Below are 13,611 nucleotides of genomic sequence, written 5' to 3' on the forward strand. Positions count from 1 at the left end.
CCCATATGAACAAAGTCGGCCACATTCAGGAACTTTGGCGCTACCCGGTCAGCTCAACCGGGGGCGAAATGTGCAATGCACTTTCAATTGACGAACGCGGCCTTGAAGGCGATCGACGCTTCGGCCTTTTCGAGACGGAAACTGGCGCTATCGCCACGCCGGAGAAAGATCCGCGCTGGCGCCCCGCACTCTTACTCGGCAGCCGCGTTGGGGAGACTGGTGAAACACTGATCCGCTTCCCCGACGACCAGGAACTCTCCATCGAAGACCGTCATATTGTCGAGCGACTGTCGGCTCATTTCGGGTTTGGCGTATCGCTCGGCAAGTATCCAGATGTGGCCGAAGAGATATCGCCGAGGCTCCCTGTCATCGGGAGAGCGTATAAGGCGAGCCCTTTGCATCTTCTCAGCTCTTCGTCTGTGAGGCAGATCGAGGGCAGACTGGTTACGCAGGAGGCAGATCGCCGGCGCTTCAGGCCATCACTTCTTCTCGATACAGCTCCGACCGACGATTTTCCGGAAGACGGTTGGATTGGCGCAATCCTTCATATCGGTAGCGTCCGCGCCATCGTCATCGAGAGAACCAAGCGCTGTGGCGTGACGCTGATCCCTCAGCCCGACCTGCCCGAGCAACCAGAGGTTCTACGAACGATCCTGCGGACAAATCACCGCTGCCTCGGCGTCTATTGCGACGTGACCGATCCCGGCATTCTACAGGTCGGAATGGACGTCTTTATCGAAGACTGAGATCGAGCACGAGGTGAGTTTTTAGGCCGCTTGCTCGAAACCAAGCCTGTCCAGCCCGCGCTGCACCTCCGGCGCCTGCATGAACAATCGCCAGAGAAGGCCAGTGCGATGATTCTCCATCATCGCGACGATCGGGCCCTGATTTGTGGCCAGATGCGTTCGTGCCGCCCAGCCGGTGACAGGCGAAAATGCGTCGATGAATCCGAACTTGCCGATCAGCGCACCGGACTGGTGGGAGGCAAAGCTATTCAGCGCGTCTTCCGCTTCATCCGGCAGATAAGCAAAACTGGAAAGGGCGGCGGTCGGAGCGATGACACCGCCATCCACCGTCGGCGAGAAGGCACGATATCCTTTCGGGCCGTCACAAGCACTCATGCCCCACGGCGCCTCGCTGCCGAACTGTGCCTTGCAGTAATCATGATTGATCCGAGCATGCGCGATCACCTGTTGCCGATAATCGCAATACCGATCGCGAAGCTCGAAAGGATTGAGCCCACAGAAGGAATATTGCGACAGGAAAAGTGGTCCGCCGAATGGCTCCCCCAACGGCAGTACCGTCCCAAGATAACTATTGCCATTGACCATTTCGCCGCCACGCGCCCATCCGTCATGGTAGCTCTCCGGCTTGATCGCATGTTTTTCCGATCCCGCCGCGAGGACGTACGTCACCAGTGCTTCGTTCCAACCGGTAATCGGAACATTGCGTGCCCAGTGGTGGTTCGGGCTCCAGTGCCAGTAGAGTGGCCCGGGCTTTCTGCGCGTGAACCATGACCATTCCACGCCCTGAACGAACCGTTCAGCCAAGGCTCTAAAATCCACTTCCGCAGCAATGTCGGTCGCAAAATACTCCCTTGCGCAGATCAGACCCTGGAGAAACAGTGTGGTTTCCACCAGATCGGCCCCATCGTCTCTGCGGCCGAAAGGCAGAATCTCAAGCGTTTGCGCATGAATGAAATGGGGCAACGCACCGTGAAAACGCTCGACCGAAGACAGCGACCGGACCATGAGCGAGGCCCGCTCAAGGGCTTGTTCTCTACTGATCCAGCCCTGTTCGGCACCGACGAGGACAGCCATGAGGCCAAAGCCAACGCCCGATATCGACACAATATCGTTGATCGGCTTTCCCTCAGCCGTCAACCTGTCGAAGGGCAAGCCCGTCGTCTGATGCGCGCCCGAGCAGAAATAGTCGAACGTTGCTCGATGGATATTGCTGTAAAGACCGGTGGCCGAAAAGAGCTTGGTCGCGGGGTTGTCTGCTTTCAATCATTTTCAGTTGTCGCCATCGCGACAACCGCCCCTGCCACATCAATCATCTGTTGGCGTCAACATATGGCTCTTGGCGGTCATGTTCAATAGCCGGTCATTTCCAGGTAGCCCACACCGCCGCTACTGCCCGTAAAGGAAATCGGACCCTCCCAGTAGGGCGTGGAAACAGCCATCCACGACTGGTCATTGAGGGGACGTGTTGTAATGTCGAGACCTTTAACGGGAATTCTCACCCGCCATTCGACGGGAATATTCCGACCGTTGACCTTTGCCATACGCAATGGCTCCAGAACGACGTCCTGCGAGGCAAGCGGCGTGGTCTGGCCGTCAGCAGAAATCCAGTTGGCGGAGGTGTAGCCGCCCTTTGTGTCCCGCAGCCGAAACGCCATAACCTTGTCGCCATTTGCAAGGTGGAGCGAGAACCAGTCCCACCCCATCTGATCGGATGCGAGGGGCTGGGACGACCATTCCCTGTCGAGCCACGCGCGCCCGTTAACCTTCACGGATTTTCCATTCAGCACAACGCTGCCTGTGACGTGATAGAAAGGCTGCGAGTAGTAATAGCTGGCCTGCCCCGCCAGCGATTTGATCGAAAAACCCTGGTCACCCTGTAGCGCGAGAGGCCCTTCGGCGTCCAGTTTCAATTGATAGGAAAAATCAGCGCCATTTGCATTGAGGGTCAGATCGTCCAGTGTGTCTTCAGAGACTGCGGGTTCCCCCCTCATCTGCCAGTCGTCGATCCAGGCATCGAACGGCATGGCAGTAACGCCCGCTTGACCGACGCCTCCACGCGCAAAACGCTCGGCGACGACATGAGTTTCGCGCGTGGTGATGGCAGCATGTCCAATCCATATTTGCGGACTGGACCAGCCTTGTGTGTCGTTGGGTGCCAGCGCTGACCGAAAGAGTGTCCATTGCGCACCGAGGGTTTGACCATCCTCCGTCGTCAGATTGGCGGTGACGTACCACCATTCAATGCGATAATCCGCATGAGCGCCGTGATCCTTGGGAAATGTAAGTGCGACACCACGCTGTGGAATAGCGAAGTCTTGAGCCTCCGAACCGAGACCGGCAAAGCCTTGCGCAGCCACCGGCTGCCAAAGCGCAAGGCCCAGAGAAAGCGTATATAGGAACAGTTTAACGCTCATCGGCAAACACCCTGAGAAGATCGGCTGGATCGATTGAAGCTAGCCGACGAACGGGCAGCAACACCGATAGAAGCGCCGCCACGAGCGCGATGGCACCAAGACGCAACCAATCCAGCGGGAAGATCATCATGGGAAGTTTCCAGCCGAATGCTTCGACATTGACAACGGAAAGCAGCACCCAGGCCAGCGCAAGCCCGATCGGAATGGCGGCAACGAAAGTGATGCACCACAGGGCGAGCGTTCGCCACACCTCGAAATACGCAAGGTCACGCCGTCTGATCCCCATCGCCCAGATTGGTGCCAATTGCGAGAGCCTTGCGCCGGAAAGCGTCAGAAGGCTGGCGAACATGGCAAAGCCTGCCACACCCAGTGTCAATATATTGAGGGCGCCCGTCACGGTGAAGGTCTGTTCGAATATGTCGAGCGACTGGCGTTTGATGGCCGCCTGATCGAGGATATTGCCTTCCGGTAAGCCGAGCTCGTCGACCATTTTTTTCTTGAGTCTCTGGGCCAAAGAGGGATCGACACGTATTCCGTATCTCAGCCGGGACGCTTGCGGGTAATGCTGTGTCAGGGCATCTGCGCCGACCATGATCTGACCGCGAGGATTGCCGTAGTCGGAATACACCCCGACAATCCTGAGCGTCCAGCCATCGGCAAGACGCAACGGCTCTCCCAGCGCTAAATGATCTCGGCGCCAAAGCTGTTCGTTGATCAGTGCCCCGTCGCCTCTGCTGACCGCGTTCCAAGCATCAGGCTCCTGCGACAATAACGGCCAGTGATCACGATAGGTTGAGTGGTCCGCAACCCCTGAGATCTGCACCAGCTCGCCGTTGACTTCGCCTTCCGTGCCAAAGATCGGCAGGGTGGCATCGGCGTGCTGCGGCAACCATGCCCTCAGTCGAGCGGCTTCGTTATCGTCTCGAGCGGTGACGTAAAGCTCCGCAACCAGACGCTGGTCTAGCCATCCTATGAAGGTCATTCTGAAGCTCGACACCATGGTGCCAACGCCAATATTGGCCGAAAGTGCTAAGAGAAGCGCCATGAGAGCGAGCGACAGGCCCGGCAGTTGCAGACGCGTGTCTGCCCAAAACCAGACCGTCAGCGTGGTCTTCGATTTATTCTGAGCCAATGTCAGCGCCTTCGACAGGAAGGCTGGCAAGAGCAAGGCAGCACCCAGCAGTAACGCACCGAGCACCGTAAAACCGGCGACCAAGCCCGCCCCCCACCAAGCGACAAATATGGCGACGAGGAGAAGGAGAGCGCCAGCCAAGGCTTGGATGCGCAGAGAACGCGCGGATGACAACCCCCATACTTGCGGTTGTGAAGAGGCCAGAAGCGGCAAATTGCGCACACGCCAAAGGCTCTGCGCGGAGGAAAGCAGTGTTCCCGCAAGTGCCATGGCCATTCCCGCCGCCCACCACTCCGGGCGGAACTGAAGGCTTCCGGGTACAGCAGCGCCATAAAGGCCACGCAGGGTGGACGAGACGCCTGGCAGCAGTGCCGATGCGATGACATAGCCAAAGCCAACGCCGATCATGCCGGAGAGCAGAGCAAGAGCAAGGATTTCCAACAGCAACAGTGCCGTCAGCATCTGCAAGGAAACACCGAGCCCACGAATGGTGCGAAAGCTCGCCCGCCGTTGTTCGAAGGAGAGACCCGTCGCCGAATAAACGATGAAGAGACCAACGATAAAGGCCAGAAAACCGAAGGCGGTGAGGTTCAGGTGAAAGCTGTCCGTCAGGCGTGCCATATCCGCCCGGTCTTCCATTGGCTGGATGTGAAGCTCTGGCGCAACGCTTGTCACATCCGCGATGTCTGGACGCTGGGTCTCAGCCACCATGATGCGGCTCAATCGCCCGTCTCGGCGCAGCAGCCGGTCGGCAAGCCCAATGTCGACAAAGCCGGTATCGTCCGGCACATCCGGCGAAATTCTTATTGGTATCCGTGTCTGGCCTTCGAGCCGGGCTGCCGTCGCTGGCGAAACCATCAACAGGCCTTTACCGCCCATGAAGTCCACCAGATCGGATGAACTCGAAATTCTGACCGGTCCGTTTCCGCCGGACATGCTCAGAGGATCGATACCGATCAATCTGATCCGAGCGGTATTGAACCGATAATCGCCTTCGATGACCGGCGAGACATTCCATCCGGCCCGCCGCAATGCCGCAAAGCTTTCGGGAGCGATAAGTCCGCCATTCTTTGCAACGAGACGAGCGAGGCTACTTTGTTCGATAATCGACGCGGAGCGGGCATAGCTCGCCCGCGCTTCCGCATTGATCGCTTGAACACCGGACCAGAGCGCTGTCGCAAGGCCGATCCCGAGCACCAATGTCACGAACTGGAGCGGCCTGTGCCGCCAATGCGAGAGCAGCGCATGAAACACCACCCACATCATGCGGCGATCTTTCCGCCGCGCAACATCACCCGCCGGTCCAGCTTCTCGGCCATCCGGCTCGAATGAGTGACAAGCAACAGCGCAGAGCCGGCGCTTCGGCTGAGCGATATCATCAGATCGAGGACGATTTCGCTGGTCGCCTCATCGAGGTTGCCCGTTGGCTCATCGGCGAGAACCAGGGCCGGTCGCGCTGCCAGCGTTCGAGCGATCGCAACACGCTGCTGCTGGCCGCCGGACAATTGCTCTGGGTAACGGTTGAGTAGAGTGCCGATCCCCAAAGTCTCGGCCAGTTCACGCTCCCATGTCGCATCGTGACGCCCCGCGAGCTTTGCGTGAAACGCAATGTTATCTGCAACATCGAGGGAGGGAATGAGGTTGAACTGCTGGAATACGAGACCGACCACCTCACGCCGGTAATGCGCCCGTCCAGCTTCGTCCAACGCGGTGATATCCCGACCGTCGACGACGATAGAGCCGCTATCCGCCCGATCAAGCCCGCCCGACAGATGCAACAGTGTGCTTTTGCCGCTGCCTGATTCCCCAGTCAATGCGACGCTCTCGCCAGCATCGACCGAGAGGTCGATCCCCTTCAATACCGCCACTGACCCTTCTACCGTTCGGTAGGATTTGCTGACATTGGAGAGGGTTAGAAGCATGTCTGGATGGATCTCTGTGATGGTTGCTCTGTTTCAGCCCATACGGGCTATGTGTTTTGGCCAAAAGAGAGAAACGCGCGATGCTCCCATGGCCCACCAAGATAGTCCCATAGGTCAATTCCAAGAATGGTTATCTCACGCGGCTGAAAATGAGTACGGAGATCATCATACAGCCTGTCCGCCGACGCCTTCTCCACCTTATTCTGGACGGTGATGTGCGGCTTGAATTTCTGCCGATCCTGCGGCCCCGGCCATGAGCCAAACGATTTGAAGAGGTCCGCACGCAGGTTTTTCAGTTCCGGGCTGTCAATATCGAAAGCAACGCCGCCGCCCAGGTGTCTTAGACCGGATATGGACGCAACGAATGGATCACGCTGCGCCATGACCTCGTCGGCTGCCGTCAAAATATCGCAGAATACTCTGCCCGGAAGATGATGGAACATCGTGATGTGGGCATCGAGGAAGTTTCGGTGGGGCGGGAAATGCTCCCGCCTCAGCAGGTCGAAATAGTCCATATCATCCGATGAGGCGTGCGCCGTAACGATGATGGGTGGCAAGGACATGTTACCGGTCTGCGGTATCGTCTACGACATCGGTTTCCGGCCTGTCTCCACCACTGACATGCTGCGACTGCCAACGCCCATCAGCCAACTGATACGCGATTTCCACTTCTTCTCCGCCGATCTGCTGTCGGCGCGCTGCATCCTTCGCTGCCTCCAAGGCCGTATCATGGTCGGGAAAGGTTTCTGACCAAACATCGTCAACCCGGTATGCGAAGCCGCCATCATGTTCGTCGACGTGATAAGTTACTGCCATGTGAGTCTCCTTTTGCAGGCTTTCTCAAACGTTGCGGCGACACAGATGTTCCCGCGCCCTCGATACCTTCAGCGGGTCTGCTTAAGGAACACGTTCTTTTGGCAATCTCACTGCCCGCCGCTCCCACCCGACGAGGACGAGGCTGGCGGTCACGATGATGGCGGCGCCGATGAAGACATTGATGGCCGGGATCTCAGACCAGATGAGATAGCCATAAAGGAACGCCCAGATGAGGCCAGTATACTCGACGGACGCGAGAGACGAGGCCTCCGCATGCCTGAACCCCTCGTAGAGAAGGAACTGACCAAGCGTGGAGACAAGGCCGACACCGATCATCAGAGCCCATCCTTGGCTATCAGGGCTCTTCCACAACCATGGCAACGACAGGGCGCAGGCAATACCGAAGAGTGCGCTTGTCGAATACATCTGCGTCAGCGTGGTTTCCGTTTTGCTGACAATACGGACGATAATCGTGCTCCACGCCCAGCAGAAGCCAGCCACAATGCATAGAAGCGAGGGAAGCCAATTGGGTGAATGGGTAGGATTGGCAGCGATGAGAACCCCGATAAATCCGAAGGCACATGCGATCCAGCGACCGAAGCCGACATTCTCCTTGAGAACGAAAATGGAGAGGACGACGACCATGATGGGTGCCGAGAAATACAGCGTCGTCAATTCCGCCAGACCGAGATAAAGCGACGAGCTGTAAAACAGCATCCACGCGATCAGCATCAGAGTAGCGCGCAGGACGAGCGTTCCCCGATATTTGCTTTTCAGAATAGATGGGTGACGGTAGAAATAAGCCAGCGTCCCGGTAATGGCGACAATCACGGCACTACGGATGAACAAAATTTGCGGAACGTAATAGGTTTCCACAAGGTACTTCACCACAGCGTCCTGCATGGCAAAGCAGGCATAGCCCATAGCAGCCAGACTAATGCCAAAGAGCGGCCTGGCTTCTAAAGAATGTGTCATGCTTCTCACCGATATTGCGAACACTGACTCGCTCACGACAGCTTTGCCACCGGAGATACCGAGCGTGATACCAAACGCGTTCTCCCTTAGGAACGCAACCACGGGATGGATCGGACATCCCGCTCCGTTTTGCAAGGCCTAAAACGTGTCGTCGTGGCAAAGCCACCGCACGGGCTTTGTGCGACATGCTTCGATTGCTCCGTGACTAGCTTTCCCATCAATTCGAAACAGTCCCTGCAGCAATCAGAACAGCGCGTCAGCGAAAAGATCGTCGTCATCGGCTTGAGCCGACGCGGCTGCCGGTGCGGATGCCTGGCTCGACGAGTTGTTTGCTGGAAGATAACGGACGTGAATCTCGCGCTCATGCGCCATCGTATAGAGCTTGTAGACGCGCGAAGCGAACCCCTCGATCTTGTCCGCAAAGCCGGACACGTCTGCCTGGAAGCCTTCAGAAAGCTGAGCTGCAATATTGCAGCAATCGTTGAACGTCGCGCCGAGTTCGCTTTCGAAATCGAGGTTGACGACAGCTGCACTGATGCGGGTAAAGACCGCCTGTCCCTCTTCCGCCAGAGCCTGCGTTCCGTGCTCCATACGGGATTTTGCGTTCTGGATCGACTCCAGTGCTTCGTTCAAGGGTGCGCTGAAATTTTTGGAAAGGCCCTGCCCCTGCTCCACCAGGGCCTGCGTTGCGACCTCAACGCCGCGCAACTCTTCGACAATCGCATCTGCGGGCGTCTCGAGCTTACCGGCAAAGATACGCATTTCGCCGCTAACGACGTTGACGGAACGGCCAGCCTCGCCAAGCTTTGAGCAGCGCAGGTTCGAATTCAACGCCATGTAATGGATATCAATCTTGATCGAGCGCAGAACCTCGATCCCCCGCAGCAGTTCCTTGGCGCTCTCGGCAACCGAGGAGACGACGCTGTCCGCCTCGCCGCTGCTTCCCTGAACTCGTTCCGCCAGTTTGCAGGCTTCGACAATATCCTTTTCCATCAGTGAAAGGACATTTTTATCCCCATTCGAGCTGCGATCGACCAGCTCGTCGCGAAGCGAGAGAATGCGAGCCGCATCATCGGTGAAGCTGGAAATACTGTTGAAAATCTTGGCACAATCGCGCTGGAAGTCTGCGGCCGTTTCATCCATCTGCGCGCTAATGAGCTGAAGGACGGCCTCGCGCAGCACAGCCTGTTCATCGTGATCGAGGGCTTCGCCTTCTGGTGAGGTAACGAACTCGTTGAGAAGCTGAAGCGTGCTCTGGATATGCTCGATGCGCTGTCGGGTGATGTCGCCGATCTGCAGGTTGGACAGTGTGGAGGCAATCTTGCCCTGCACGCCCTGAGCAATCTTTTTGACCTGCCCCGCTATCTCGGCCATTTCCCGATGCTGCTCAACGATACGAGCGGAATTCTCGTTCAGGCCCTTGATGATGGATGGAATGGTCGATCCGAAGTCACTCAGAGTTTTCGACGAAAATGTCCGGGCATCCGTCAGCTGAAGGCGCATTGCCTCTAGATTGGCGCCGAAACGACTGACTTCGTCGGCGCCTGACTGGATGCGTTCGCGAATTTCATCAGCGAAACCGGAAAACTCCGCAAGGCCAGCACCCGCAATTTTGACCGTAACCGCAAAGGTCTTGAGATAGCGAATGGTCTCGTGAATATCCTCGATGTGGCCACGGGTCGAACTACACATGGTTGACAACTGCTCGAAGCCGGCTTTTCGATCGCTCTCGATTTCGGGCAAATGCGCTAGATCCTTGATCGTCCTGCGCAGACCAGCCACCGTATCCTCGGTCGTTCCCTGATCGAGCGTCCCCGTGATCCCGTCGAGAATACCGATGAGATCGTTGAGCATCTCCATGACGGAAACGAGCACCGCACCGCCATCAAGAAATCGCTTCTCAATGCGTGCATGCGCAGCCGTGAGTTTGCTATTGAACTCAATCTGGCGATCCGTATCGTAAGCCCTGTTCGCTTTGAGCATCGCGTTCATCGTCGTTTCCCGATCTCTTGTTATGCTTTCACGCTAAACGGGAATAATGAAACGACCGGTAAATGCGCGCATGCGACGCCGGAAAGATCGATTTTAGAGTTAACAGCCTCATTAGAATGGTTTTGGTCACCGATCGTCTTCAAGACGTACCGCAAGCATAAAACAGCGTCAGCTCACAGGACCACGTGACGAAAGGTAAGATTGTAGCGGTAGGATCCTGCCTTCTCATGCACGCCGTTTCTCAGCGTCAACACGCCATGAAAGAAGAGCCGCGACGGCCCTCCCCAAACCACGACATCGCCGTGCTGAAGCTGATGCTTCACGACGGGATCGGTCCGTTTCGCCCCGCCGAACTGGAAAGCGACAGGCAAGCCCAGTGATACCGAGACGATCGGCATGGAGAAATCTTTTTCATCCTTATCCTGGTGCAGCGCCATTTTCGCGCCAGGCTCATACCGGTTTATCAGGCAGGCATTGGGAAGGAAGTCGGGGTAGCCCGCTTCCTCAGCAGCCGTTGTCGCAAGCGACAGAAAGCTCTGCGGCATGGGGCTCCAGTCCCGCCCGGTCAAAGGGTCCTGTTCCTCATAACGATAGCCACGCCTATCCGTGATCCAGCCATAGGTGCCGCAGTTCGTCATGGCGACGGACATCGCAAAACCACCTGGCGTCACCATGTGACGGAAGGGTGCCAATGATGAAATACGCTGGATATCGGCAAGTAGCTGGTCTGCCTGCGGAAGCGCACGTGCGCGCATCAGCACGGCACCCTCTGTCATATCCTGCCTAGCCGCCTGTGGTTCGAGCCCGGCGAAAAGATCATTCATCATCACGCAGCATCCAGGTCGGAGGTTTCAAGCGACGAGTGCAGGACGGGCCGATAGCCTGCCTCCAGCGTCTTCAATGTCGAGGGCGGCGTCAGCAGCCCATCGACGAAAGGGAGCGTAGACGTCTGACGATAGCCTTCAGGGCTCCACCGGTATGTATCGCCACCCGCCACGAGATAGGCTTCGCCTTGGGCTGCAAGCATTGTTCCATCCGGCAGTTCCTCCACAGGCGTGAGCAGGACATTGACGCGTTTTCGCTTCATCTGCAGCCGCTCGCGATGCAGCGTTGCGTCAATATCGCGGATGGAACTTGCCGGAGAACCATTGCCCTTGACCCAAGCAACCATAAACTTGGAAGCCTCTTCCCGCCTGCATTGAAAGCAGGGTCTGTGTCCGGCAGCGAGCGCGGTCGCTTCATCGAGAAAGAACAGCTCAGTCCAGCTTCGTGACGCCATGACGTCACGGCGGACGTCCTTATAGCTGCAACTGCAAATCAGCCAGGATTTCGAAGCCCATCGCTTGGTGGTCAGCGTTTTTGACGCGGGATCATGGATGATGCCGCGGTTGCCGGTAAAAAGACCACGCAATGGTAGATCGAGAATATCCCCGAACGGATCGACACGGTTTTGAAGCGGCATGTCCTTCCTCCCCTGCTCTCAAAGCATCACCAACAACAGTCTACAGAAAGTAGACGGTTTTAGGGTCAGGACCCGCAACGAGACAAACATATGGTGCGTTCGCTTACTTATTCTCGGAGATTAGACGAGTTCAAAACCAGAGCGGCACTCTGCCGACCTGCGAAATAGCCAGCGTCCAGTTCTGCACGATGCACCGCTGAAAGAAGAAGAGCGCCATGTATCCGACACGAACCGGCACTCTCATTCTCACATATCGCCTACCAGCGCTGATGAACGTGCGGAGCGATTTTCTCGCGATAAAGCGTCCGCACCTGGTCCATAATCTCTGCAGGTATTGCCGCTACACCGCTCGCCGCCGCATTTGCTATGGCTTGGTCGCGGTTCTTCGCGCCGGGAATAACCACCGAAACGGCGTCTTCCATCAATATCCAGCGCAGCGCAAACTGAGCCATGGTGGCGTTATCGGGAACAAGCACCCGCAATTGCTCAACCGCATCCAGAGCGACATCATACGGGACACCTGAGAACGTTTCGCCGACATCAAATGCCTCACCGTGCCGATTGAAGTTCCGGTGATCATCAGCGGCAAATTTGGAGTCCTTCCCCATTTTTCCCGTCAGCATGCCGCTCGCCAGGGGCACACGCACGATGACGCCGACATCGCGCCGCAAAGCCTCGGAGAAGAACAGGTCGGAGGGACGATGGCGAAACATGTTGAAGATGATCTGAACGGTCGAAACATTCGAAAAGTCGATAGCTTTGAGCGCTTCTTCGACCTTCTCCACCGATACGCCGTAGTAGCGGATTTTGCCTGCCGACACGAGATCGTCCATCGCGCCGAAGACCTCAGGACGATAGTAGACTTCGCTCGGAGGGCAGTGAAGCTGGACCAGATCGAGCGCCTCTACGCCGAGGTTCGATAGGCTTCGATCCACGAAGGCTTCAAGATTGGACTTCGTGTATCCGTCGGCCACGTGCGGGTTAAGCCTGCGTCCGGCCTTCGTTGCAACGATCGGTCGCTCGCCGCCGCGCTCCTTCAACACGTCACGGATAATGCGCTCGGAGCGACCGTCACCGTAAACATCGGCCGTGTCGATAAAGGTCATTCCCGCATCAAGGGCTGCATGAACGCTGGCCTTAGCGTCAGCTTCATCCACATCTCCCCAAGAACCACCGATGGCCCAGGCGCCAAAACCGATTTCCGAAATATTCCAGCCGGTGCGACCGAGGCGGCGCGTCTGAATAGTCATGAATTTACTCCAATGATAAATCGACGACCTTGGCGAGACGCCAGTCGGCAATATTTGATGACAAGAATTGGGAGGAGCATAGGTGCCTTTACGGCATGAGTTGCCCACCGTTCACTTCGATAATCTGGCCTGTGATGTAGCCGGACAGAAGTGGTGAGGCGAGGAAGAGATAGGCGCCGACGCATTCATCCGGTGTGCCGACACGAGCCATCGGGACGCTTTGTCGCTGGGTATCCAGCATTTCAGCGCTCGTGTAGCGATCGTGAAAGGGCGTCGAGATAATGCCGGGTGCAACGGCGTTGACGCGGATACCATCACCGACGAACTCCTTTGCATGGCCGTGGGTGATCGTTGAGACGAAACCTTTGGCGGCAGCGTAGAGGATTGCTCCATTACCGCCGCCATTGCGGGCCGCAATCGAGGTGGTATTGATCACGAAACCCTGTCGCCGCCTCAGAAACGGAATGGCCGCGCGCGTCGCGGCGAGTACCGAGCGGGCGTTAAGGTCCATGACGCGGGCGTAATGGGCATCATCCATTTCCGTCGTTGGTACGCGACCGAGCATACCGCCAGCATTGTTGACGAGTCCATCAAGCCCACCGAGATTTTCCGCTGCGGCCTCGACAACACGTTCGCTCTCGCCGGGCTTGGACACGTCGCCCTGAATGAGGATTCCATCCCCACCTCCACGCGCTATCTCGTCGACAACCGCCTCGGCGGCGGCGGCGCTTTCATTGTAGTGGACGGCAACCCTCGCACCCTGTGCAGCAAAGGCTTTGGCCACGGCCGCGCCGATGCCCGTCGAGGCACCCGTGACGAGAATGGCTCTGTCTCTCAAATCCGGGATCTTCAATTCATGCCACATAACGTTCTCCTCCGCACGGCTTCGTTGAACCCGACCC

The 13,611-nt window shown here is 57.3% G+C and carries 13 protein-coding genes; 1 reads left to right on the top strand and 12 read right to left on the bottom strand.

Features of this window, described 5'->3' with window-relative positions; genetic code table 11:
• Positions 1–5 precede the first annotated feature (5 nt).
• Entirely contained in the window at positions 6–746 is a 741-nt protein-coding gene (locus tag ACQZ5M_RS08820) for an MOSC domain-containing protein (RefSeq protein WP_449079501.1), read from the top strand.
• Between the two features lie 21 nt (positions 747–767).
• Here ACQZ5M_RS08820 and ACQZ5M_RS08825 read toward each other — a convergent pair whose 3' ends face one another.
• The 12 genes from ACQZ5M_RS08825 to ACQZ5M_RS08880 form a co-directional block, all read right to left on the bottom strand.
• On the bottom strand, positions 768–2,009 hold the full coding sequence (locus ACQZ5M_RS08825) for a glucoamylase family protein (protein ID WP_449079502.1): 1,242 nt from the start codon (positions 2,007–2,009) through the stop codon (positions 768–770).
• Between the two features lie 86 nt (positions 2,010–2,095).
• Complete coding sequence (locus ACQZ5M_RS08830; RefSeq protein WP_449079503.1) at positions 2,096–3,160, bottom strand: lipocalin-like domain-containing protein; 1,065 nt, start codon at positions 3,158–3,160, stop codon at positions 2,096–2,098.
• Positions 3,150–5,558 (bottom strand): FtsX-like permease family protein, encoded by a 2,409-nt coding sequence (locus ACQZ5M_RS08835; RefSeq protein ID WP_449079504.1) that lies wholly within the window; start codon positions 5,556–5,558, stop codon positions 3,150–3,152. The genes ACQZ5M_RS08830 and ACQZ5M_RS08835 overlap by 11 nt, the downstream gene beginning before the upstream one ends.
• Entirely contained in the window at positions 5,555–6,214 is a 660-nt protein-coding gene (locus ACQZ5M_RS08840) for an ABC transporter ATP-binding protein (RefSeq protein ID WP_296017309.1), read from the bottom strand. Before ACQZ5M_RS08840 ends, ACQZ5M_RS08835 begins: the two co-directional genes overlap by 4 nt.
• Positions 6,215–6,261: 47 nt before the next feature.
• On the bottom strand, positions 6,262–6,777 hold the full coding sequence (locus ACQZ5M_RS08845; RefSeq protein WP_296106410.1) for a 2'-5' RNA ligase family protein: 516 nt from the start codon (positions 6,775–6,777) through the stop codon (positions 6,262–6,264).
• 1 nt (position 6,778) lies between these two features.
• Complete coding sequence (locus ACQZ5M_RS08850; protein ID WP_296041218.1) at positions 6,779–7,030, bottom strand: DUF2188 domain-containing protein; 252 nt, start codon at positions 7,028–7,030, stop codon at positions 6,779–6,781.
• An 81-nt stretch (positions 7,031–7,111) separates the two neighbouring features.
• Positions 7,112–8,005 carry a DMT family transporter gene (locus ACQZ5M_RS08855; protein ID WP_449079505.1) on the bottom strand — a complete coding sequence of 298 codons (894 nt, stop codon included), beginning with the start codon at positions 8,003–8,005 and terminating at the stop codon, positions 7,112–7,114.
• 243 nt (positions 8,006–8,248) lie between these two features.
• A complete protein-coding gene (locus ACQZ5M_RS08860; RefSeq protein WP_449079506.1) occupies positions 8,249–9,997 on the bottom strand; it encodes a chemotaxis protein in 1,749 nt (582 codons plus the stop codon).
• Between the two features lie 173 nt (positions 9,998–10,170).
• The gene (gene alkB / locus ACQZ5M_RS08865) at positions 10,171–10,821 is read right to left on the bottom strand and encodes a DNA oxidative demethylase AlkB (RefSeq protein ID WP_449079606.1); all 651 of its coding nucleotides are present in this window, start codon (positions 10,819–10,821) and stop codon (positions 10,171–10,173) included.
• Positions 10,822–10,823: 2 nt separating this feature from the next.
• Positions 10,824–11,459, bottom strand: coding sequence for a hypothetical protein (locus ACQZ5M_RS08870; protein ID WP_449079507.1), 636 nt, complete (start codon positions 11,457–11,459; stop codon positions 10,824–10,826).
• Positions 11,460–11,716: 257 nt separating this feature from the next.
• On the bottom strand, positions 11,717–12,709 hold the full coding sequence (locus ACQZ5M_RS08875; RefSeq protein WP_449079508.1) for an aldo/keto reductase: 993 nt from the start codon (positions 12,707–12,709) through the stop codon (positions 11,717–11,719).
• A gap of 88 nt (positions 12,710–12,797) precedes the next feature.
• The gene (locus ACQZ5M_RS08880; RefSeq protein WP_449079509.1) at positions 12,798–13,574 is read right to left on the bottom strand and encodes an SDR family NAD(P)-dependent oxidoreductase; all 777 of its coding nucleotides are present in this window, start codon (positions 13,572–13,574) and stop codon (positions 12,798–12,800) included.
• Positions 13,575–13,611: the final 37 nt, after the last annotated feature.

It is taken from the genome of Rhizobium sp. 22-785-1 (genome assembly GCF_053521965.1).